22 protein-coding genes are annotated in these 21,969 nt (G+C 69.9%); 12 read left to right on the top strand and 10 right to left on the bottom strand.

The genetic code is table 11. The features are described from left to right. The first annotated feature begins 61 nt into the window (after positions 1 to 61). From RI578_RS12590 to RI578_RS12605, 4 genes are all read left to right on the top strand, one after another. Positions 62 to 1,432 (top strand): extracellular solute-binding protein, encoded by a 1,371-nt coding sequence (locus RI578_RS12590; RefSeq protein ID WP_310871173.1) that lies wholly within the window; start codon positions 62 to 64, stop codon positions 1,430 to 1,432. Continuing rightward, positions 1,429 to 2,397: a carbohydrate ABC transporter permease gene (locus tag RI578_RS12595; protein ID WP_383556028.1), complete on the top strand. Its 969-nt coding sequence runs from the start codon at positions 1,429 to 1,431 to the stop codon at positions 2,395 to 2,397. The genes RI578_RS12590 and RI578_RS12595 overlap by 4 nt, the downstream gene beginning before the upstream one ends. A 1-nt stretch (position 2,398) precedes the next feature. After that, positions 2,399 to 3,274, top strand: a complete 876-nt coding sequence (locus RI578_RS12600; RefSeq protein ID WP_310871174.1) for a carbohydrate ABC transporter permease — start codon at positions 2,399 to 2,401, stop codon at positions 3,272 to 3,274. Between the two features lie 131 nt (positions 3,275 to 3,405). Then, a complete protein-coding gene (locus RI578_RS12605; RefSeq protein ID WP_310871175.1) occupies positions 3,406 to 4,119 on the top strand; it encodes a helix-turn-helix transcriptional regulator in 714 nt (237 codons plus the stop codon). Between the two features lie 35 nt (positions 4,120 to 4,154). Here RI578_RS12605 and RI578_RS12610 read toward each other — a convergent pair whose 3' ends face one another. Further along, positions 4,155 to 5,180, bottom strand: coding sequence for an ATP-dependent 6-phosphofructokinase (locus RI578_RS12610; protein WP_310871176.1), 1,026 nt, complete (start codon positions 5,178 to 5,180; stop codon positions 4,155 to 4,157). A gap of 230 nt (positions 5,181 to 5,410) precedes the next feature. On the opposite strand from RI578_RS12610, the gene pta reads away from it, so the two are divergent. The 3 genes from pta (at position 5,411) to pyk (ending at position 10,251) form a co-directional block, all read left to right on the top strand. Further along, entirely contained in the window at positions 5,411 to 7,504 is a 2,094-nt protein-coding gene (pta, locus tag RI578_RS12615) for a phosphate acetyltransferase (protein WP_310871177.1), read from the top strand. Beyond that, positions 7,501 to 8,712 (top strand): acetate kinase, encoded by a 1,212-nt coding sequence (locus RI578_RS12620; protein WP_310871178.1) that lies wholly within the window; start codon positions 7,501 to 7,503, stop codon positions 8,710 to 8,712. Before pta ends, RI578_RS12620 begins: the two co-directional genes overlap by 4 nt. A 108-nt stretch (positions 8,713 to 8,820) precedes the next feature. Continuing rightward, entirely contained in the window at positions 8,821 to 10,251 is a 1,431-nt protein-coding gene (pyk, locus tag RI578_RS12625) for a pyruvate kinase (protein WP_310871179.1), read from the top strand. 117 nt (positions 10,252 to 10,368) lie between these two features. Here pyk and RI578_RS12630 read toward each other — a convergent pair whose 3' ends face one another. The 4 genes from RI578_RS12630 to RI578_RS12645 form a co-directional block, all read right to left on the bottom strand. Further along, complete coding sequence (locus tag RI578_RS12630) at positions 10,369 to 11,802, bottom strand: hypothetical protein (protein ID WP_310871180.1); 1,434 nt, start codon at positions 11,800 to 11,802, stop codon at positions 10,369 to 10,371. Beyond that, the gene (locus tag RI578_RS12635) at positions 11,792 to 12,397 is read right to left on the bottom strand and encodes a DUF6114 domain-containing protein (protein WP_310871181.1); all 606 of its coding nucleotides are present in this window, start codon (positions 12,395 to 12,397) and stop codon (positions 11,792 to 11,794) included. The genes RI578_RS12630 and RI578_RS12635 overlap by 11 nt, the downstream gene beginning before the upstream one ends. A gap of 118 nt (positions 12,398 to 12,515) precedes the next feature. Next, positions 12,516 to 13,148: a DUF6230 family protein gene (locus RI578_RS12640; RefSeq protein WP_121749254.1), complete on the bottom strand. Its 633-nt coding sequence runs from the start codon at positions 13,146 to 13,148 to the stop codon at positions 12,516 to 12,518. Between the two features lie 652 nt (positions 13,149 to 13,800). Next, positions 13,801 to 14,778 carry a tetratricopeptide repeat protein gene (locus RI578_RS12645; protein ID WP_310871182.1) on the bottom strand — a complete coding sequence of 326 codons (978 nt, stop codon included), beginning with the start codon at positions 14,776 to 14,778 and terminating at the stop codon, positions 13,801 to 13,803. A gap of 240 nt (positions 14,779 to 15,018) precedes the next feature. Here RI578_RS12645 and RI578_RS12650 point away from each other — a divergent pair, with 240 nt between their 5' ends. Beyond that, positions 15,019 to 15,693, top strand: coding sequence for a TetR/AcrR family transcriptional regulator (locus RI578_RS12650; protein ID WP_310871183.1), 675 nt, complete (start codon positions 15,019 to 15,021; stop codon positions 15,691 to 15,693). 22 nt (positions 15,694 to 15,715) lie between these two features. Here RI578_RS12650 and RI578_RS12655 read toward each other — a convergent pair whose 3' ends face one another. The 5 genes from RI578_RS12655 to RI578_RS12675 all read right to left on the bottom strand — a co-directional run bounded on the left by RI578_RS12655 (position 15,716) and on the right by RI578_RS12675 (position 19,159). Next, positions 15,716 to 17,416: a methylmalonyl-CoA mutase family protein gene (locus tag RI578_RS12655; RefSeq protein WP_310871184.1), complete on the bottom strand. Its 1,701-nt coding sequence runs from the start codon at positions 17,414 to 17,416 to the stop codon at positions 15,716 to 15,718. A gap of 123 nt (positions 17,417 to 17,539) precedes the next feature. Continuing rightward, positions 17,540 to 17,881 carry a DUF3817 domain-containing protein gene (locus tag RI578_RS12660; protein ID WP_310871185.1) on the bottom strand — a complete coding sequence of 114 codons (342 nt, stop codon included), beginning with the start codon at positions 17,879 to 17,881 and terminating at the stop codon, positions 17,540 to 17,542. 56 nt (positions 17,882 to 17,937) lie between these two features. Further along, positions 17,938 to 18,447 carry a MarR family winged helix-turn-helix transcriptional regulator gene (locus RI578_RS12665; protein ID WP_121749250.1) on the bottom strand — a complete coding sequence of 170 codons (510 nt, stop codon included), beginning with the start codon at positions 18,445 to 18,447 and terminating at the stop codon, positions 17,938 to 17,940. A gap of 77 nt (positions 18,448 to 18,524) precedes the next feature. Further along, on the bottom strand, positions 18,525 to 18,818 hold the full coding sequence (locus RI578_RS12670) for an MTH1187 family thiamine-binding protein (RefSeq protein ID WP_310871186.1): 294 nt from the start codon (positions 18,816 to 18,818) through the stop codon (positions 18,525 to 18,527). Further along, entirely contained in the window at positions 18,815 to 19,159 is a 345-nt protein-coding gene (locus RI578_RS12675; protein ID WP_121749249.1) for a DUF3817 domain-containing protein, read from the bottom strand. Before RI578_RS12675 ends, RI578_RS12670 begins: the two co-directional genes overlap by 4 nt. 165 nt (positions 19,160 to 19,324) lie before the next feature. Here RI578_RS12675 and RI578_RS12680 point away from each other — a divergent pair, with 165 nt between their 5' ends. The 4 genes from RI578_RS12680 (at position 19,325) to RI578_RS12695 (ending at position 21,961) form a co-directional block, all read left to right on the top strand. Then, the gene (locus tag RI578_RS12680) at positions 19,325 to 19,957 is read left to right on the top strand and encodes an AIM24 family protein (RefSeq protein WP_310871187.1); all 633 of its coding nucleotides are present in this window, start codon (positions 19,325 to 19,327) and stop codon (positions 19,955 to 19,957) included. Positions 19,958 to 19,959: 2 nt separating this feature from the next. Then, the gene (locus RI578_RS12685; protein WP_310871188.1) at positions 19,960 to 20,610 is read left to right on the top strand and encodes an AIM24 family protein; all 651 of its coding nucleotides are present in this window, start codon (positions 19,960 to 19,962) and stop codon (positions 20,608 to 20,610) included. After that, positions 20,607 to 21,383: an AIM24 family protein gene (locus RI578_RS12690; RefSeq protein ID WP_310871189.1), complete on the top strand. Its 777-nt coding sequence runs from the start codon at positions 20,607 to 20,609 to the stop codon at positions 21,381 to 21,383. Before RI578_RS12685 ends, RI578_RS12690 begins: the two co-directional genes overlap by 4 nt. Positions 21,384 to 21,484: 101 nt before the next feature. Then, complete coding sequence (locus tag RI578_RS12695; RefSeq protein WP_310871190.1) at positions 21,485 to 21,961, top strand: MarR family transcriptional regulator; 477 nt, start codon at positions 21,485 to 21,487, stop codon at positions 21,959 to 21,961. Positions 21,962 to 21,969 lie beyond the last annotated feature (8 nt).

Here is a 21,969-nt window from a genome sequence, read left to right on the forward strand (position 1 = left end):
CTCTTACGTTCGCCGAGCAGCCGTCCCGGCCACAGCGTCGTGCCCGTAGGAGGTCGTGCCCGTGCGTCCCACCGTCCGGTTCACCGCTCTGTTCACCCTCACCGCGCTCGCCTCCACCACCCTCGCCGCCTGCGGAAGCGGCTCCGGCAGTGACCCGGACACGGTGAAGGTCTCCTTCAAGCAGTCGACGGACAACTCCATCAAGGTGATGGACACCTACCTCGCCGACATCAAGAAGCAGTTCGAGAAGGCCAACCCGGGCAAGAAGGTCGAACTCGTCCCCGTCAAGGCCCCGGACGCGGAGTACTACACCAAGCTCCAGCAGATGCTCCGCTCCCCCAAGACCGCGCCGGACCTGGTCTACGAGGACACCTTCCTCATCAACTCCGACATCACCAGCGGGTACTTGAAGCCCCTCGACGAGTACCTGGCGAAGTGGAAGGACTGGGACCAGTTCATCGACACCGCGAAGGCGGCGGCGAAGGGCGAGGACGGCAAGACGTACGGCGTACCGGACGGGACGGACACCCGGGGCCTGTGGTTCAGCAAGGACGTCTTCGCCAAGGCCGGCCTGCCCGCCGACTGGCAGCCGAAGACCTGGGACGAGGTGCTGGCCGCGGCCCGCGCCATCAAGGAGAACGTGCCGGGCGTCGTCCCCCTCAACGTGTACACGGGCAAGCCGGCCGGTGAGGCGGCCACCATGCAGGGCTTCGAGATGCTGCTGTACGGCACGAACGACGGCACCACCGACCCGCTGTACGACAAGGGCAGCAAGAAGTGGATCGCGGCGGGGCAGGGGTTCGAGGACTCCCTGGCCTTCGTCGAGACGGTGTACAAGGAGAAGCTCGGCCCGGAGGTCTCCGACGCGCTCGACCCCAACTTCGGCACCAAGGTCCGCGGTGAGCTGCTGCCGCAGGGCAAGCTCGGGATCGCTCTCGACGGCTCCTGGCTGCCGCAGGACTGGCTGGAGGGCAGCGGGCACGAGTGGCCCGAGTGGTCGAAGGAGCTGGGGCTGGCGGCCATGCCGACGCAGAACGGCCAGGCTCCCGGCAAGGTGAGCATGTCCGGCGGCTGGACGTGGGCGATCCCGGCCAAGGCGGCCAACCCCGACCTGGCCTTCGAGTTCATCAAGACGATGCAGACCAAGGCCAACGCCCAGAAGTGGTACGTCGCCAACTCCGGCATCGCCGTCCGCGAGGACGTCGCGAACGATCCCGCGTACGTCGACGCCCAGCCCGGCATCAAGTTCTTCACCGACCTCGTCGAGAGCACGCACTACCGGCCCGCCTACCCGGCGTACCCGAAGGTCTCCGTCGCCATCCAGGAGGCGATGGAGGGCGTGACGACCGGTGACATGTCGGTGGAGGAGGCGGCGCGCGGCTACGACGAGGCGCTCAAGGAGGCCACCGACAACCAGGTGGTCCGCAAGTGACCGCGGCCACGCCGCAGCACACGGGCCCCGGTCCGGGGCCGGAGGTCCGTAAGGCGCCGCCGGGCCCGCCCGTCCCGGACCCGGCCCGTCGCGCGAGGTCCGCCACCACTCGCCGCGCCCTCTTCCGCGCCCTGCCCGTCTCCCCCGCCGTCGTCCTGCTGCTGCTCTTCCTCGCCGGCCCGATCGCGTACTGCGTGGTCATCGCCTTCACCGACCTCCAGCTCACCGGGCAGGCCGAGGAGTCCTTCGTCGGCTTCGAGAACTTCCGGCGGGCGTTCCAGGACGAGGCGTTCCTCAACGCCGTGTGGCTGACCCTGGTGTTCACGGTGCTGTCGTCGCTGATCGGGCAGAACACCCTGGGGCTCGCGCTGGCCTCGCTGATGCAGCGGGCCTCGAAGCCGGTCCGTACGCTCACCGGCGGCATCGTTGTCACGGCGTGGGTGCTGCCGGAGGTGGTGGCGGGCTTCCTGCTCTACGCCTTCTTCCGCCGCGAGGGCACCCTCAACGCCATCCTCGACTGGCTCCATCTGCCGTCCCAGAACTGGCTGTTCACGCTGCCGATCCTGGCGGTGTCCTTCGCCAACGTGTGGCGGGGCACGGCGTTCTCGATGCTGGTGTACTCGGCCGCCCTGAACGAGATCCCGAAAGAGGTCACCGAGGCCGCCGAGGTGGACGGGGCGAGCGGCTGGCGCCGGATGTGGCACATCACGCTGCCGATGATCCGGCGCTCCATCGGCACCAACCTGATGCTGAACACCCTGCAGACCCTGTCGGTCTTCGGCCTGATCTGGGTGATGACGCGGGGCGGCCCGAGCGGCAAGAGCCAGACGCTGCCGCTGTTCATGTACGAGCAGGCCTTCCAGAACAGCCTGATCGGCTACGGCACGGCGGTGGCACTGCTGCTGTTGCTGATCGGCTCGCTGTTCTCGGTCGTGTACCTGCGCCTGCTGCGGACGGAGGTCTGACATGGCATCCACCTTCGCGTCCCGCCGTGCCCCCGCGTCCCGCCGTGCCCCCGCCTCCCGGCGCAACCGGCGCCGGCTGGCCGCCGACGCCGGGCTGCTGGTGGCCGCCGCCGCGTTCGTGCTGCCGCTGGCCTGGGTGGTGCTGTCCGCCCTGGACCCGCGCGCGAGCCTCAGGGTGAAGGTCCCCGACGGGCTGACGCTGGAGAACTTCGACGCGATCCTCACCCCGGAGATCACCTTCACACCGCTGCTCAACAGCCTGATCCTGTGCGGCGGCGCGACCCTGCTGACGGTGGTGTGCGCGGCGCTCGCGGCCTATCCGCTCTCCCGTTTCCGGTCCCGGCTGAACCGGCCGTTCCTGCTGACCATCCTGTTCGCGACCAGCCTGCCGATCACCGCGATCATGGTGCCGGTCTACGCCCTCTTCGTACGGGTGAACATGATCGACACCATGCAGGGGACGATCTTCTTCTTCGCCGCCTCCCAGCTGCCCTTCGCCATCTGGCTGATGAAGAACTTCATGGACGGCGTGCCGAAGGAGCTGGAGGAGGCGGCCTGGACGGACGGGGCGTCGTCGTTCCAGTCACTGCTGCGGATCGTGCTGCCGCTGATGGGGCCGGGAGTGGCGGTGGTGACGGTGTTCTCGTTCGTGATGATGTGGGGGAACTTCTTCGTCCCCTTCATGCTGCTGCTCTCCCCGGACCAGATGCCCGCCTCGGTGAGCATCAACGACTTCTTCGGCAACCGGGGCATGGTGGCGTACGGGCAGCTGGCGGCGTTCTCGATCGTCTACTCGACGCCGGTGATCCTGCTGTACGTGCTGATCTCCCGACGGCTGGGCGGGGGGTTCGCGCTGGGCGGGGCGGTGAAGGGGTGAGCGGGACGGTGGTGGGGTGAGCGGGACGCGTCCGCTTGCGTCCGCAATACGCCTGTCATACCCCCGTAGGTTCGTACAATCCGTATCGCTGGCTGAACAGCCCGTAGTCAGCGCCGCACCGGACCCCTACGGTGTGGCCCGTGCGCCGACCCTCACCTCACCCGAACCAGTCGGGTCCCCCGTTCAACGCCCTCGCCGCCCGCCGGCTCCGTGCCGCCCTGAACATGGGCCCCGAGCACGTCGCCCACGGCATGCGGGTCTCGTACGGGCTGCCGTACGTCACCCCGGATCTCGTCATCGCCTGGGAGCGGGGCGTCGCCTCCCCCCGGGACCCCGAGCTGACCGCGCTCGCGGGGGTGCTGTGGTGCTCGCCCGGTGATCTGATCGGCCGGCCGCAGACCCTGCGCGAGCACCGCATCGCCCGTTCCCTGGCGCCGGAGGACGTGGCCCGTGCCGTCGGGATCCCGCTCTCGGCGTACCTGCGGATGGAGGAGACGGACGGCTGGCGCGGCACCGACCGCCAGTCGGCCGCCCTCGCCGACGTGCTCGGCCTCGACCTGCCCGACTTCGTGACCGTCACGGGACGCGAGGAGAAGCTCGCCGACCTGCTGACGAGCGCCGTCAAGACCCGCTGGCAGGGCTATGTGCGCCCGGTCGCCAAGGTGGCACCGCTGGACCGGCGGGTCCTGGAGAACGTCCTCCAGGTGCTGCACCAGGACTACCAGGGGCACATGGCCGCCACCCTCAGCTGGGGCGGCGGCAGTGGCGACTCCCACGAGGCGGGCCGCGACTTCCTCGACCGGATCGTGGAGCACTTCTGGGCGGCGGTCGAGAAGCACCCGTGAGCGGTGGCGTCCGGTGGGGCGGTGGCGTCCGGCGGCTAGAAGACCGACTCCGCCTCGTCCATCCGGTCCTTCGGCACCGTCTTCAGCTCGGTCACGGCCTCCGCCAGCGGCACCATGACGACGTCCGTGCCGCGCAGCGCCGTCATCCGGCCGAAGTCGCCCCGGTGCGCGGCCTCCACCGCGTGCCAGCCGAAGCGGGTGGCGAGCACCCTGTCGTACGCGGTCGGCACGCCGCCGCGCTGGACGTGGCCGAGGATGACCGGCTTGGCCTCCTTGCCGAGCCTGCGTTCCAGCTCGTAGGCGAGTGCCGTGCCGATGCCCTGGAAGCGCTCGTGGCCGAACTTGTCGATCGCGCCCTTGCCGTAGTCCATGGAGCCCTCGGCGGGGTGGGCGCCCTCGGCGACGCAGACGACGGCGAACTTCTTGCCGCGGGAGAACCGCTCCTCGACCATCTTGACCAGGTCGGCGGGGTCGAAGGGGCGCTCGGGCAGGCAGATGCCGTGGGCGCCGGCCGCCATGCCGGACTCCAGGGCGATCCAGCCCGCGTGCCGGCCCATGACCTCGACGACCATCACGCGCTGGTGGGACTCGGCGGTGGTCTTGAGGCGGTCCATCGCCTCGGTGGCCACGCCGACCGCCGTGTCGAAGCCGAAGGTGCGGTCGGTGGAGGAGATGTCGTTGTCGATGGTCTTCGGCACGCCGACCACCGGCAGGCCGGCGTCCGACAGCATCCGGGCGGCCGTCAGCGTGCCCTCGCCGCCGATCGGGATGAGCGCGTCGATGCCGAAGCTCTGGATCATGTCGCCGGCGTTCTCGCAGGCCTCGCGGAGCCGGTCGCGCTCCAGCCGGGAGGAGCCGAGGATGGTGCCGCCGCGCGCCAGGATGCCGCTGACCGCGTTCAGGTCGAGGGCGCGGTAACGGCTGTCCAGCAGGCCCGCGTAGCCATCCTCGAAGCCGATGACCTCGTCGCCGTAGTTGTCGACCGCTCGGTGCACGACCGACCGGATCACTGCGTTCAGGCCGGGGCAGTCGCCGCCTGCGGTGAGAACTCCGATACGCATCGTGCTGTGTCTCCTGCTCGCTGTTGACACCGGTGAGCCGATCCAATTGTTTCACGGCCGGACCCCCGGCGGGCACTGACGAGCGCTGCCGGGCACCGGCGGACACTGACGGGCGCCTTAGCCACCGCCGGAGGTATTGTCAAGAGGGTTCTGCTCACCCCGGTGGGCGATTTTGTGTGCACGGGACAGCCGCCGCCGGACGAAACCATCAGACGAAACGGAGAGCACGCGTGACGCGCAGCGTGTACGTGACCGGTATCGACCGCGGCGACGGCCGCCAGGTCGTCGAACTGGGGGTCATGGAGCTCCTGACCCGGCAGGTCGACCGGGTCGGCGTCTTCCGTCCCCTGGTCCACGACGGGCCCGACCGGCTCTTCGAGCTGCTGCGCGCCCGCTACCGGCTCGCGCAGGACCCCGCGACCGTGTACGGCATGGACTACCAGGAGGCGTCCGCGCTCCAGGCCGAGCAGGGCACGGACGAACTGGTGTCCGCGCTGGTCGACCGGTTCCACCTGGTGGCCCGGGACTACGACGTGGTCCTCGTCCTCGGCACCGACTTCGCCGACACCCAGTTCCCGGACGAGCTGTCGCTGAACGCCCGGCTCGCCAACGAGTTCGGCGCCTCGGTGCTGCCGGTCGTCGGCGGCCGCAAGCAGACCGCGGAGTCCGTACTGGCCGAGACCGTCAACGCCTTCCGCGCCTACGACGGGCTGGGCTGCGACGTCCTGGCCATGGTGACCAACCGGGTCGCCCGCGAGGACCGGGACCGGATCGCCGAGCGGCTCGCGAACCGGCTGCCGGTGCCGTGCTGGGTCGTACCCGACGAGCCCGCCCTGTCGGCGCCGACCGTCTCGCAGATCGCGCACGCCCTCGGCGCCGAGGTGATCCTCGGCGACGACTCCGGGCTCGCCCGCGACGCGCTGGACTTCGTCTTCGGCGGGGCCATGCTGCCCAACCTGCTGAGCGCCCTGACCCCGGGCTGCCTGGTCATCACCCCCGGCGACCGCGCCGACCTGGTGATCGGCACGCTCGCCGCGCACAGCGCCGGCACCCCGCCGATAGCCGGCGTCCTGCTGACCCTGAACGAGGTGCCCGGCGACGGCATCCTCACCCTCGCCGCCCGCCTGGCCCCCGGTACGCCGGTGCTCTCGGTGACCGGCAACAGCTTCCCCACCGCCGAGCAGCTGTTCTCCCTGGAGGGCAAGCTCAACGCGGCCACCCCGCGCAAGGCGGAGACCGCCCTCGGCCTCTTCGAGCGGTACGTCGACACCGCCGACCTCAGCAAGCGGGTCTCCGCGCCGAGCAGCGACCGCGTCACGCCGATGATGTTCGAGCACACGCTGCTGGAGCAGGCCCGTTCCGACCTGCGCCGGGTCGTCCTCCCCGAGGGCACCGAGGAGCGGGTGCTGCACGCGGCCGAGGTGCTGCTGCGCCGGGGCGTGTGCGAGCTGACGCTGCTCGGCCCGGTCGAGCAGATCCGCAAGAAGGCCGCCGACCTGGGCATCGACCTGGAGAACGCGCAGCTGATCGACCCCGCGGTGTCCGAGCTGCGCGACACCTTCGCCGAGAAGTACGCCGCCCTGCGCGCCCACAAGGGCGTCACCGTGGAGCTGGCCTACGACGTGGTCTCCGACGTGAACTACTTCGGCACGCTGATGGTGCAGGAGGGCCTCGCCGACGGCATGGTGTCGGGGTCGGTGCACTCGACGGCGGCCACGATCCGTCCGGCGTTCGAGATCATCAAGACCAAGCCGGACGCCGCGATCGTCTCGTCGGTCTTCTTCATGTGCCTGGCCGACAAGGTCCTGGTCTACGGCGACTGCGCGGTCAACCCCGACCCGAACGCCGAGCAGCTCGCCGACATCGCGACCCAGTCGGCGTCCACGGCGGCGCGGTTCGGGGTGGATCCGCGGATCGCGATGCTGTCGTACTCGACGGGCACGTCCGGTTCCGGCGCGGACGTCGACAAGGTGCGCGAGGCGACGGAGCTGGTCCGCGCGCGCCGCCCGGATCTCAGGATCGAGGGGCCGATCCAGTACGACGCCGCCGTCGAGCCGTCGGTGGCCGCGACGAAACTGCCCGGCTCGGAGGTCGCCGGACAGGCCAGCGTGCTGATCTTCCCGGACCTGAACACCGGCAACAACACGTACAAGGCCGTGCAGCGCTCGGCCGGCGCCATCGCGGTGGGCCCGGTGCTCCAGGGTCTGCGCAAGCCGGTCAACGACCTGTCCCGGGGCGCGCTCGTCCAGGACATCGTCAACACCGTCGCCATCACGGCGATCCAGGCCCAGCAGTCCCCCAGTGAGAAGGCGTCCGACCTGTGAGCCCCACCCCGTCCCGCGTCCTCGTCCTCAACTCCGGCTCGTCGTCGGTGAAGTACCAGCTGCTCGACATGCGCGGCGGCGACCGGCTGGCGGTGGGCCTCGTCGAACGGATCGGTGAGGAGACCGCACGGCTCAAGCACACCCCGGTGGGTGGTGAGAGCCGGGAGTGGAGCGGGTCCGTTCCCGACCACGACGCGGCGCTGAAGGCCGTGGCTGCGGAGCTGGCCAAGGACGGCCTCGGCCTGGACTCGCCCGAGCTGGCCGCGATAGGGCACCGGGTGGTGCACGGCGGGAAGCGGTTCACCGAGCCGACCGTCGTGGACGACGCGGTGCTCGCCGAGATCGAGCGGCTGATCCCGGTCGCCCCGCTGCACAACCCGGCGGGCCTCGCCGGCATCCGCACCGCGCGGGCGCTGCGCCCGGACCTGCCGCAGGTCGCCGTCTTCGACACCGCGTTCCACACGACCATGCCGGAGTCCGCGGCCCGCTACGCGATCGACGTCGAGACCGCCGACGCGCACCGCATCCGGCGCTACGGCTTCCACGGCACCTCGCACGCCTACGTCTCCCGGGAGACCGCGAAGCTGCTGGGCCGGGCGCCCGAGGACGTGAACGTCATCGTGCTGCACCTGGGCAACGGGGCGTCCGCCTCGGCGGTGCGGGGCGGTCGCTGCGTGGACACCTCCATGGGGCTGACGCCCTTGGAGGGGCTCGTGATGGGTACGCGCTCGGGTGACATGGATCCGGCCGTCATCTTCCATTTGATGCGTGTTGGTGGAATGTCCGCCGACGAGATCGACACTCTTCTCAACAAGAGGAGCGGTCTGATCGGTCTCTGCGGTGACAACGACATGCGGGAGATCCGCCGCCGTGTGGACGCCGGCGACGAGCGGGCGAGGCTGGCCTTCGACATCTACATTCACCGGCTGAAGAAGTACATCGGCGCCTATTACGCCGTTCTCGGACGGGTGGACGCCGTGGCCTTCACGGCCGGGGTCGGGGAGAACGCGGCGCCGGTGCGGGAGGCCGCGGTGGCGGGCCTGGAGGGGCTCGGCCTGGCGGTCGACGGCGAACTGAACGCCGTACGCGGGGACGGGGCGCGGCTGGTGTCGCCCGCGGACGCGCGGGTGGCGGTGGCGGTGGTGCCGACCGACGAGGAAATGGAGATCGCGACACAGACCTACGCTCTGGTCGAAAAGGAAAGGTGAGGGCACCCGAGGACGGTTGAATAATTCTCTTGTGAGCACCGAGGCGCCCATTTGTATCTTCCGCCAGACGGAATATTCCGCAGCGAAACAAACCGATAGGATCGCCCCATGCGCCGTTCGAAAATCGTCTGTACTCTCGGCCCCGCGGTCGACTCCCACGAGCAGCTCGTATCGCTGATCGAGGCCGGCATGAACGTGGCCCGCTTCAACTTCAGCCACGGCACCCATGCGGAGCACCAGGGGCGTTACGACCGTGTCCGGGCCGCCGCCAAGGAGACCGGCAGGGCCATCGGTGTCCTCGCCGACCTCCAGGGTCCGAAGATCCGCCTGGAGACCTTCGCGGAGGGTCCCGTCGAGCTGGTGCGCGGTGACGAGTTCACCATCACCACCGAGGACGTGCCGGGCGACCGGACGATCTGCGGCACGACGTACAAGGGCCTGCCCGGTGACGTCACCAAGGGCGACCAGGTGCTCATCAACGACGGCAACGTCGAGCTGAAGGTCACCGAGGTCGAGGGCCCCCGGGTGAAGACGATCGTCATCGAGGGCGGCGTCATCTCCGACCACAAGGGCATCAACCTGCCCGGCGCGGCCGTGAACGTGCCCGCGCTGAGCGAGAAGGACATCGAGGACCTCCGGTTCGCGCTGCGGATGGGCTGCGACCTGGTCGCCCTCTCCTTCGTCCGGGACGCCAAGGACGTCGCCGACGTGCACCGCGTGATGGACGAGGAGGGCCGCCGGGTCCCCGTCATCGCCAAGGTGGAGAAGCCGCAGGCGGTGGAGAACATGGAGGGCGTCGTCGCGGCCTTCGACGCCGTCATGGTCGCCCGCGGCGACCTGGCCGTCGAGTACCCGCTCGAGAAGGTCCCCATGGTGCAGAAGCGGCTGATCGAGCTGTGCCGGCGCAACGCCAAGCCGGTGATCGTGGCGACCCAGATGATGGAGTCGATGATCACCAACTCCCGTCCGACCCGCGCCGAGGCCTCCGACGTCGCCAACGCGATCCTGGACGGCGCGGACGCGGTCATGCTGTCGGCGGAGTCGTCGGTGGGCGCGTACCCGATCGAGACGGTCAAGACGATGTCGAAGATCGTCACCGCCGCCGAGCAGGAGCTGCTCTCCAAGGGCCTGCAGCCGCTGGTGCCGGGCAAGAAGCCGCGCACGCAGGGTGGTTCGGTGGCCCGTGCGGCCGCCGAGATCGCCGACTTCCTGGGCGGCAAGGGCCTGGTGGCCTTCACCCAGTCCGGTGACACCGCGCGCCGGCTGTCCCGCTACCGCGCGGCCCAGCCGATCCTCGCCTTCACCACCGACGAGTCCACCCGCAACCAGCTGGCGCTCAGCTGGGGCGTGGAGCCGCACGTGGTGCCGTTCGTGAACAGCACCGACGAGATGGTCGACCTGGTGGACCAGGAGACGATGCGCCTCGGCCGGTTCAACGACGGCGACATCGTCGTGATCACCGCCGGTTCGCCCCCCGGCGTGCCCGGCACCACCAACATGGTCCGCGTGCACCACCTGGGCGAGACCCGCCGCGCCTGACGGTCCCGCACACGGCTTCCGCCGGCTTCTGTACGGCGCTGAGGGCGCCCCCTGCGCACAGGGGGCGCCCTCGGCGCTTGTCGCGGCTCCCGAACGGGTTCGTGGGCGCGCGCTCGGTCAGGTCGTGTACTGGTGCAGCCCCGGGATGTGGAGCGTGCCGCCGAACTGACCGGCCTGGACGACCGTCACCTTCGTGAAGTAGATGAGCGGGATGTCCAGCGGCGGCGGGTGCTCCGGGTCGAAGGTGATCGGGATCAGCCCGAGCAGGTTGCCCGAGATGCTCTCGGTGTACATCACCGTGTCGCCGTCGCGGATCGTGGACGTGGAGCCCTCGGCCGCCTGCACGTGGTACGTCTTGCCGGCCTGCTCGTCCTTCACCGTCTGGTGCAGGTCGCCGATGTCGGTGCCGTTGGATATGACGTACTTCAGCACCTTCTTGATGGTGCCGTTGGCCGTCTTCACCTCGACGACGCCCTTGTAGGAGGCGCCCTTCAGCAGCAGCGAGCTGGCGTTGAGCTGCCAGGGGTCGTCGGGCAGCGGCACCGCGTTGTCGACGCCGCCCTCCTCGTCCGTGGCGACCGGGCAGTCGTCCACGTCCGTGCCGGCGCTCTCGGAGGCGCTGGAGGTGGGGCTGGGCGAGGCGGTGGCCTCACCGGCCGCCTCCTTCGCCTCCTCGGCCGCCTCGTCCACCGACTCCTCGGTGTCCTCGGCAGCCCCGGACGCCGCGTCGGTCGTGTCCTCGACGGCATCCCTCGCCGTGTCGGTGACCTTGTCGGCGGCCTTGTCGGTGTCCTTGCCCGCGTCCTTGCCCGTGGTGTCCTTCGCGGGGTCGGACGCGTCGTCGCCGGCGCCGTCCGACGCCGAGGCCGACGGGGTCGGCGTGGGGCTCGGGCTCTCCTCGTCCTTCTCGCCGCCGGTGAGGATGCCCCCGATGGCGTCGCCGATGCCCTCCAGCAGACCGCCGCCGGACTCGGACGGGGACGGCTCTACGGCGTCCGCGCCGGCCGCCTCCTCGCCCTGCGGCTCCTTGCTCTGCGACTCCTGCGACCCGGAGGGGCTCGGGGCGGGGTCGGTCTCGTCGCCCGCGTCGCCCTTGTCACCCGTGTCGTGCGTTGCGCCCTTGTCGTCGGAACCTGAATCCGACGAAGAGGACTCACCGGTGTCCGTGTCCTTGCCGGATTCCGAGGGGCCGGGCTCCGTCTCGCCGCCCTTGTCGTCGTCGGCCCCGTCGGTCGCCGAGGGCGACGGCGTGGGCGACTCGGACGTGCCCTTCTCGGCGTCCTCCAGGGCCGCCACGCAGTCCTTGTACTCGTCGGCCGTCAGGCTGTTCGAGGTCGGCTTCGCGGAGTCGTTGCCGTCGGCGAGGGCCAGCGTCGGCGTGAACCCCATGCCCATGAGGACGGCCGTGGGCATCGCCGCCAGGGCTATCGCCTTCCCGGCCGGCATGTGGAACCTGGTGAACAACGGCTTCTTGGGTGCCGCGTGGCGCGGCCCGGTTCTCGCACGGGACGACTCCACGTCAGTCCCGCGGGTCACCTCGTCAGCCGGCACTGTGCCTCCCGTTCGCCCCGTTGGCCGGGCTCGTTCCTGACAGATCGTTCGGCTCTTCCACCCCGCCCCGCGGCTGCGGAATCGTGGCGTCGGGCACCGGAGTTCCGGGCACGGTGGTGCCGGGCACGTCGGTGCCGGGCACCACGCCCTCCGGCGCGTCGCCCCTTCCCTTGCCCTCCAGCGGCGGCTCGGCCCGCGGCGGCTCGCCCGGCACCCACGACACGGCCATCGCTCCGCCGATCAGCGAGAGCAGGAAGCCGACGAAGAAGCCGCCGAGATTGGACACGGGGATGGACACCAGCGCCAGCAGGATCGCCGCCACGCCCGCGAAGACCCGGACGTGCTTCTGGAACCACAGGCTGACGCCCAGGACGACCAGCAGCACGCCGATGATCAGGGACCCGGCACCCGCGGTGGTGGCCATCGCCAGCGTCAGGTGCCCGATCTGGAGATTCGCGTACGGGAAGTAGGCGATGGGGAGTCCGCCGAGCGCGACGAACAGGCCGGCCCAGAACGGCCGCGCGCCTCGCCAGGCACGGAACTGCAGCCTCCGGCGGGTGAACTGGCCGGCTGCGACAGGAGTCTCGGCGCTCATGGAAAACAGCTCCCTGGTACGGCTTTTGCTGTGGTGGAGATGTGGGCCGCGCGTGAAGGCGTGACCGGAGAGTGGACGGGCGGGGGCGCCACCGGCTCCCCCGCCCGTCAGCGAGTGCTTAGTAGCACTCCTTGACACCCTTGGACAGCGACATCTTCAGTCCGCTGAGCTTGAAGGTTCCGGCAGTGGTGGCCCACGCCGTCTGCTTCACGTTGGTCAGCGTGGCCGAGTCGGCCTGCTGCGCGAATCCGAACGGGTTCGCGGTGTCGCCCTTCTTGATGCCGGGACCCTTGCTGGCGTCCTTGGCGGCCACGCCGATGTCGATGCCGCGGAAGGTGGCATCGGCCTCGAGTTCCTCGACGTCGATGTACAGGTTCTGGGCCTCGACCGGCTTGGCGCCACCGCCGGCCTTCAACATGAGGCTGACCGAGCCGATCAGCGGGATGTCCGGGGTGACCACGGACTGGCACATGTTCTTGATCGACGCGGACTTGAACGCCGAGACGGCGACGGGGTGAGCCGTCTTCTTGCCGTCGAGCGTGTAGCCCGAGTCAATGGCCCCGTACTGGGAGAAGCCCGTACCGTCGAGCCGGTCCGCCGTCACCTTGAACGACTGACCGGAGACGCTGAACGACGCGGCCAGGGCACCCTGCCCCAACGCGACGCCTATCGCAGCCGTGGCGGCCACGCTGGGCACCATCACCACAGCGAACCGCTTCCATCTGGTCCCGCCACGCACCTGGGACTCCATATTTCCTCCTTCTCGGACGTACATCTCCTGGCCTCGGCCTGCCCCGGGATCGGCGGCTCGGCCTGGCAGGGATGGGAGAAGTGCTACGTCCTCGGGAAGAAGAGCGCCCGGACTCGACGGCGCGTATGACGCGCCCGAATCACCGGCGATCACCCCCGAGCGACAACCACTGGTCGCGCCTGACACGCATCACGCACAACCCTGCTGGACAGGCTTCGCCGGGTGGACGAAGACCCCCCTGCCCAAGAGCCGACTCCACTGCCGCCGGCTCTGCTCGGTGGGGACCCAGGAACCCCCGCGACCCGACTGGCTTTCGGGGTGCGGGAATGGACCGAGCGTCGCCGATCGTGGTGCATTCTCGCCGCCGACACAAGGGGGTTCGTTACTCACTAGTAACGGCCGGATAACCGCGGGACGACACACCGGCTCCGAACGGCGACGCTCGGTGCGTCATGGAGGCGGAACAAAACAATTGATCGCTGGACAGAATCCGACAGATCGACGCCGCTGACTTACTGGCAGTAACAGCGGCCGCGATTGCCAAGATTTGGCAAAGCGCGGCCGCACTGGCGTCCCGTCGACAGCTCTTTCACTCGGGCACCACCCGGACGAACGGTCCGTGACCGGTCGGCGAAAGGGGCCCGGAGCGCCTCTAGTACAAGGCGCGGGCCAGCGCCCTGCGCGCCACGGCAACCCGCGGATCGTCGGCGCCGACCACCTCGAACAGCTCCAGCAGCCGCAGCCGTACGGCGTCCCGATCGTCCCCGGCCGTGACGCGCACCGTGTCGATGAGGCGCCCGAAGGCGTCCTCCACGTGACCGCCCACCAGATCCAGGTCGGCGGCGGCGATCTGGGCCTGGGCGTCACCCGGCTTGTCGGCCGCGTCCTGACGGACCCGCTGCGGGTCGGCGCTCTGCACGCGCTGGAGCAACTCGGCCTGGGCCAGGCCCAGTTTGGCCTCCGTGTTGCCCGGGTCCTCGCCGAGCACGTTCTTGTACGCCTGGACGGCTCCGGCCAGGTCGCCGGCGTCCAGCGCCTGCACGGCGGCCTCCAGGGCCGCGTCGTGCGGGCCGGCCGGACGCTCGGGGGCGGCGGCGGGCTGCGCGCCCGGCTCCGCCTCGGGGTCGACGGCGAGACCGGTCAGGCCGAAGCGCTCCTCGGCGACCTGCACCAACTGGTCCAGGGTCTGGCGGATCTGCGTCTCACCGGCGGCGCCCTGGAAGAGCGGCAGCGCCTGTCCGGCCACGACCGCGAACACGGCCGGGATGCCCTGGACACCGAACTGCTGCATCAGCATCTGGTTGGCGTCGACGTCGATCTTGGCGAGGACGAAACGGCCGCTGTACTCGACGGCGAGGCGTTCGAGCACCGGGCTCAACTGCTTGCAGGGCTCGCACCACTCGGCCCAGAAGTCGATGACGACCGGGACCTCGGTGGACCGCTGCAGGACTTCACTCTCGAAGCCGGCCTCGTCGACGTCGATGACGAGATCGGCCGGGGAGACGGCTCCCGTCCCACCGTGCCGGGCCGCCTCGGCGCGCGCCTGCTCCGCCTTCGCCTTGGCCTCCTGGGCCTGCTTCACCGCGGCGAGGTCGACGACCCCGCTCATGGACATGTTCCGTGGCTGCATGGGTCTATCCTCCCCCGTACTCCGCGCGTGCGTGAAAAGCGGGTCGAAAGCCCGCCCTGAAGTGTTCCGCCGGCGCCGGGTCCCCACCCGCGCCCATGGTCGTCGCTGGGGCACGAGCGTGCGGGGCCCGTGCTTTCGCTACGACCCGTAGCGTAATGCTACGAGGGGCCGCGGGAACACCCCCTTCCCGTGATCTCCCTCACGGTCACTCGCGGGTTACCCGCCGGTTAAGGTCGGGGAATGCAGAGCAGTACCCCCGCCGGCCGTACCGGGCGCCCTCGCAGCGCCGCGGCGGACACCGCGATCCTGGCCGCGACGCGGGCGGCCCTGGTCGACCTGGGCTGGTCGAAGCTCACCCTGGGAGACGTGGCGACGCGGGCCGGGGTTGCCAAGACGACGCTCTACCGCCGCTGGGCGGGCAAGAACGAGCTGGTGGTCGACGCGGTCGCCGAGCTGTTCGACGAGCTGCGGCTCCCCGACCGCGGTTCCCTGGCCGCCGACATCGAGGGCGTGGTGCTCCAGTTCGCGGCGATCCTGGCCCGCCCGGAGGCCAAGAGCGGCCTGATGGCGGTGGTCGCCGAGTCCACGCGGGACGACGCGCTGCGCGAGCGCATCCGCACGTCGATCGTCGAACGCCAGAAGCGTCTGGTCCTGGAGGGCAGGGCCCGCGCCCAGGCCCGCGGCGAACTGCCCGCCGAGACCGACCCGGCCGAGGCCGCCCGCACCGCGGACCTCATCTTCGACGTGGTGGCGGGCGCCGTGGTCCACCGCACCCTGGTCAGCGCGGAACCGGCGGACGGGGAGTGGGTGCGGGGCCTGACGCAGGTGCTGCTGTGGGGGCTGGCCTCTCAACCGACCGAGTCGGGTGGTGGGTGGACACAGGCCGGGGGTCCAGGGGGCTCAGCCACCTGGTGACGCCCGCACCGGCGCCGTGCGCCTAGAACCCCGCCGGCTCCGTGTACACCCCCCACTCGTCCCGCAGCACGCCACAGATCTCCCCCAGCGTCGCCTCCGCGCGCACCGCGTCCAGCATCGGCTCGATCATGTTCCCGCCGGAGCGCGCCGCGGCCAGCATGCCGTCCAGCGCACCGCGCACGGCCGCGTCGTCACGGGCGGCCTTGCGCTCGCCGAGCACCCGCACCTGCTCCCGCTCGACCTCGTGACTGACCCGCAGGATCTCCAGGTCACCGGTGACGGAACCGGTGTGGACGTTGACGCCGACGACCCTCTTGTCGTCCTTCTCCAGGGACTGCTGGTAGCGGAAGGCGGACTCGGCGATCTCGCCGGTGAACCAGCCGTCCTCGATGCCGCGCAGGATGCCGGAGGTGATCGGCCCGATGGGGTGCTGTCCGTCGGGGTGGGCCCTGAGCCCCCGCTCCTTGATCTGCTCGAAGATCTTCTCCGCGTCCGCCTCGATCCGGTCCGTGAGCTGCTCGACGAACCAGGAACCGCCCAGCGGGTCGGCGACGTTGGCGACGCCCGTCTCCTCCATCAGCACCTGCTGGGTGCGCAGGGCGATCTCGGCGGCCTGCTCGCTGGGCAGGGCGAGGGTCTCGTCCAGGGCGTTGGTGTGCAGGGAGTTGGTGCCGCCGAGGACCGCCGCGAGCGCCTCCACCGCCGTACGGACCACGTTGTTGTAGGGCTGCTGGGCGGTGAGCGAGACGCCGGCGGTCTGCGTGTGGAAGCGCAGCCACTGCGCCTTGTCGGACCGCGCGCCGTACACGTCCCGCATCCAGCGGGCCCAGATGCGACGGGCCGCCCGGAACTTGGCGATCTCCTCGAAGAAGTCGAGGTGCGCGTCGAAGAAGAAGGAGAGGCCGGGGGCGAAGACGTCGACGTCCAGCCCGCGGGACAGACCCAGCTCCACGTACCCGAAGCCGTCCGCCAGCGTGTACGCCAGTTCCTGCGCGGCCGTCGAGCCGGCCTCGCGGATGTGGTAGCCGGAGACGGAGAGCGGCTTGTAGTCGGGGATGCCGGCCGCGCAGTACTCCATCAGGTCGCCGATCAGGCGCAGGTGCGGCTCGGGCTGGAAGAGCCACTCCTTCTGGGCGATGTACTCCTTGAAGATGTCGGTCTGGAGCGTGCCGTTGAGCACGGACGCGTCCACGCCCTGCCGTTCCGCGGCGACCAGGTACATGCAGAACACGGGCACGGCGGGCCCGCTGATCGTCATGGAGGTCGTCACGTCCCCGAGCGGGATGTCGTCGAACAGCACCTCCATGTCGGCGGCCGAGTCGATGGCCACCCCGCAGTGCCCGACCTCGCCCAGGGAGCGGGGGTCGTCGGAGTCGCGGCCCATCAGCGTCGGCATGTCGAAGGCGACCGAGAGCCCGCCTCCGCCGTTGCGGAGGATCATCTTGTAGCGCTCGTTGGTCTGCTCGGCGTTGCCGAACCCGGCGAACTGCCGGATGGTCCACGTCCGGCCTCGGTATCCGGTCGGATGCAGGCCGCGGGTGAAGGGGTACTCCCCCGGCCAGCCGATCCGCTCGAAGCCCTCGTACTCGTCCCCGGGCCGGGGCCCGTACACCGGCTCCACGGGATCGCCGGAGAGCGTGGTGAAGTCCGCGTCGCGCTTGCGCGCCGCGTCGTACCGGGCCTGCCAGCGAAGGCGGCCCTCCTCTATGGCGTGAGCGTCCATACCCTCGAATTTACTAGGACGTCCAAGTAAATGTCGATGGGGTACCGCCGTACGGGTGCCCGTACGGCGGTGAGAGGGCTTGACAGGGCCGGTCAGGACCTGGCAGCGCCTGGCAGCGCTTGCCTAGGCCTTGGCGACCGCGGGTGCCTCGGCCGCGGCGACCCTGGCCTCCAGCTCCTGGCTGACCTTGCGCTCCACGAAGAACGCGGCGGTCGGGATGGTCCCGGCCAGCAGCACCCACAGCTGCTTGCTGACCTTCCACTTCGCCTTGGCGCCCAGGTCGAAGGCGAAGACGAGGTAGACGACGTACAGCCAGCCGTGCGCGATGCTGACGATGCGGGTGAAGTCGGCGGCACCGTCCATGTCCAGCACGTACTTGGCGATCATGCCGAGGCAGAGCAGGATCAGCAGCACACCGGTGACGTACGCCATGACCCGGTAGCGGGTCAGCACGCTCTTTTTCATGCGTACGAGCGTAACCGTCCGATTCGCGCGATCTTCGGGCGGGCCCGGCGACTCGCTCAGGCCTCCTCGAAGTCCCCCGCGGCGACCCGCAGCGGCCTGAGCATCGCGAAGATCTCGCCGCACTCCTCGGCGTCGTACGCGCCCAGGCCGAAGTCCATGGCCATGAGGTCGCGGGTGGCCGCCTCGACCACCTCACGGCCCTTGTCGGTGATGGTGGCGAGCGTGCCGCGGCCGTCGTTCGGGTTGGGGCGCTTGTCCACCAGGCCCGACCTCACCAGCCGGTCGACGGTGTTCGTCACGGAGGTGGGGTGCACCATGAGGCGCTCACCGATCTTGGACATCGGCAGTTCGCCCGACTTGGAGAAGGTGAGCAGCACCAGCGCCTCGTAGCGCGCGAAGGTCAGTCCGTACGGCTTGACCACCGCGTCCACCTCGGCCAGCAGGATCTGGTGCGCCCGCATGATCGAGGTGATGGCGGACATGGAGGGCACGCCGCCCCAGCGCTGCTTCCAGAGTTCGTCGGCACGGGCGATGGGATCGAAGGAGAGACTGAGGGGCTTCGGCACGGCAACAGACCATACCGGCCGGTCACATGCCGGTCAGCCCCGTCTCGCCTTTCGATACCATCGCCCGCCGCGCACGGCTACCCGGCGAGATGCCGCTCGACGGTGTCGACCTTCGACGTGAGGCCGTCCGTCACACCGGGGCGGATGTCCGCCTTGAGGACCAGGGAGACGCGCGGCGCCCGCGCCTCGACGGCGGCGACGGCCCGCCGGACGACGTCCATGACCTCGTCCCACTCGCCCTCGACGGACGTGAACATCGCGTCGGTGCGGTTCGGCAGCCCCGATTCGCGGACCACCCGGACGGCGTCGGCGACGTACTCCCCCACGTCCTCGCCGACGCCGAGCGGCGACACGGAGAAGGCGACGATCACGCGCCCACGATCCCTTCCTGGCGGGCGCGGGAGGCGATGACCGCGCTCTCGGCCTCACGCTTGAGCCGGCGCTCGGCGAAGAAGCCGCCGGTCGGCAGGACCGACATGACGAAGTAGAAGGCGGCGGTGCCGAAGGACCACTTGGCGCGGTTCCAGGCGTCCGCCCAGAAGATCACGTACAGGACGAAGAGAACGCCGTGGACCATGCCCATCACGGGCACCGCGTTGAAGTCCGTGGTCCGCTTCAGGACGGAGCAGACCAGCAGCAGGAGGAACGAGATCGCCTCGGGGCCGGAGACCAGGCGGAGGCGGCGGAGGGCGGAGGCGGTCTTGAGGTCCACGGGTCACCTTCGGTGGGAGAGTCGCCGCGCATCACGACGAGCTGGGGCTTTGTGAACGTGCGCACAAGCGCGCGTCCATTGTGGCAAACCGCCGACGCGCCCGGGCGAGGGGGGCGGGAACCTGTTGGCGGGCCCGTCCGGCGGGCTACCTTCGCATTTGTGGCGATGTTCCGACTTCAAGACAGCAAGGTACTCGCCGTCGACATGACCGGGGACGCCGTGAAGGCGAAGAACGGCTCGATGGTCGCGTACGACGGTGAGATGGCCTTCAAGAAGCTGAGCGGCGGCGGTGAGGGGATCCGGGGCATGGTGACCCGGCGGATCACCGGCGAGCAGATGACGGTGATGGAGGTGAAGGGGCACGGGACCTGCTGGTTCGCGGACCGGGCCTCGGAGATCAACCTCGTGGGTCTCCAGGGCGACACGCTGTACGTCGAGTCCAGCAACTTCCTCGCGGCCGACGCGGGGCTGCGGACGGGCACCAGCTTCACGGGAACGCGCGGCGCCTCCCAGGGCAACGGGCTGTTCACCACGACCGTGGAGGGCCATGGACAGGTGGCGATCATGTCGGACGGGCCGGCGGTGGTGCTGCGGGTCAGCGCCCAGTACCCGCTGACGGTCGACCCGGGGGCGTATGTCGCGCACCAGGGGAACCTGCGGCAGTCCTTCCAGTCGGGTGTGACCTTCCGCACGCTGTTCGGCGAGGGCGGCGGCGAGGCCTTCCAGATCCGCTTCGAGGGCGACGGCCTGGTGTACGTGCAGCCGAGCGAGCGGAACACGATCGCGGGGGATGTCTGACCATGGCCTTCCAGGAGATCAATTCCAAGATGGTGCAGGCGACCGTCGCGCCCGGGCAGCGGCTGTTCAGTCAGCGCGGCGCGATGCTCGCCTACCAGGGCGAGGTGTCCTTCACCCCCAACGTGCGGGGCGGCCAGGGCGGCGTCATGTCGATGATCGGCCGCCGGGTGGCGAACGAGGACACGCCGCTGATGACCGTCGAGGGCAGCGGCACCGTGCTCTTCGGGCACGGCGGCCACCACGTGCAGGTGATCGGCCTCGCCGGCGACACCCTGTACGTCGAGGCGGACCGCCTCCTCGCCTTCGAGGGCACCCTGGAGCAGGGCACCGTGTTCCTGGGCTCGCAGGGCGGGGTCATGGGCATGGTGCGCGGGCAGGTCAGCGGTCAGGGACTGTTCACGACGACGCTGAAGGGCCACGGCTCGGTGGCGGTGATGGCCCACGGGGGCGTCTTCGAGATCCCCATCACCCCGCAGCGCCCGGTGCGCGTCGACCCGCAGGCCTACGTCGCCCACCACGGCGACGTACGCAACAAGCTGTCCACGGCGATGGGCTGGCGGGACATGGTGGGGCGCGGCTCCGGCGAGGCGTTCCAGCTGGAGCTGAGCGGCAGCGGCACGGTGTTCGTCCAGGCGTCCGAGGAGAAGCTGTGAGCACGGTCCACCACGACCCGGCGACGCTGCCGGCCGACGACAACGTCAACGCGTACACCTTCTGCGTGGAGCTCAAGGGAAGCCAGTGGTTCCTGCAGAAGGGAAAGATGATCGCCTACTACGGCACGATCGAGTTCAACGGGATCGGGCACGGCCGGCTGGACCGTCTGATGCGCACGTCCTTCCATTCGCCTCTGCACGCGAGCGACTGGGTCGTGGCGGAGGGCTCGGGCAAGATGCTCCTCGCCGACCGGGCCTTCGATGTGAATTCGTATGACCTTGAAGACGGCAACCTGACCATTCGCTCGGGCAACTTGCTTGCTTTTCAGCCAAGTCTCGCCCTCAAGCAGTCGATCGTGCCGGGTTTTCTGACACTCATCGGAACCGGAAAGTTCGTGGCCGCGTCAAACGGTCCGGTGGTGTTCATGGAACCCCCGATCCGGGTCGACCCCCAGGCCCTGGTCGGCTGGGCCGACTGCCCGTCACCGTGCCATCACTACGACCACGGGTACATGACCGGCCTGATGGGCGGTCTACGTGCGATGACGGGGCTCGGCGGGGCCTCCGGGGAGGAGCACCAGTTCGAGTTCGCGGGGGCGGGGACGGTGCTGCTGCAGTCGAGCGAGGCGCTGATGGCGGAGCAGGCCACGGGGGCCACTCCACAGCAGGCGGGGGTGCCCGGCGGCGGCGCGTCCGGAGCGGCCGCAGGCCGGTCCGGGGTACCGGGGCTTCCCGGACAGCTGGGGGACCTCCAGCGCCGCTTCGGGCTGTGAGCGGTAATCTGCGGAGTGTGACATCGAACGCGTGCGCACCGTCACCGTCACGGAAAACCCCTCACTAGTTCGCCTTTCAACCTTTTAGGTAGACTTCATTCATGGAGACCGAGACGGCCACCCGCTGGCTGACCGATACGGAGCAGTGTGCTTGGCGCACCCACCTGGAGGTCAACAGGCTGTTGACGCACCAGCTCGAGAAGGACCTGCAGCCGTTCGGCCTGACAATGAACGACTACGAAATCCTGGTGAACCTCTCCGAGTCGGAGGGCGACAGGATGCGGATGAGCGACCTGGCCACCGCCACGATGCAGTCCAAGAGCCGCCTCTCCCACCAGATCACCCGCATGGAGAACGCGGACCTGGTCCGGCGGGAGAACTGCGAGTCCGACCGCCGCGGGCTCTACGCCGTCCTCACCGAGCACGGCCTGGAGACGATGCGGAAGGTCGCGCCGCACCACGTGGCGTCCGTTCGCAGGCACTTCATCGACCTGCTGGCCCCCGAGGCCCTGACCGAGCTCGACAAGGCGCTCAAGCCGATCGCGGAGCACCTGCGGGGGCAGCGCGGACGCACCTGATCACGCAG

The organism is Streptomyces sp. BB1-1-1 (assembly GCF_031597775.1).
Taxonomy (GTDB): Bacteria; Actinomycetota; Actinomycetes; order Streptomycetales; family Streptomycetaceae; genus Streptomyces; species Streptomyces thinghirensis.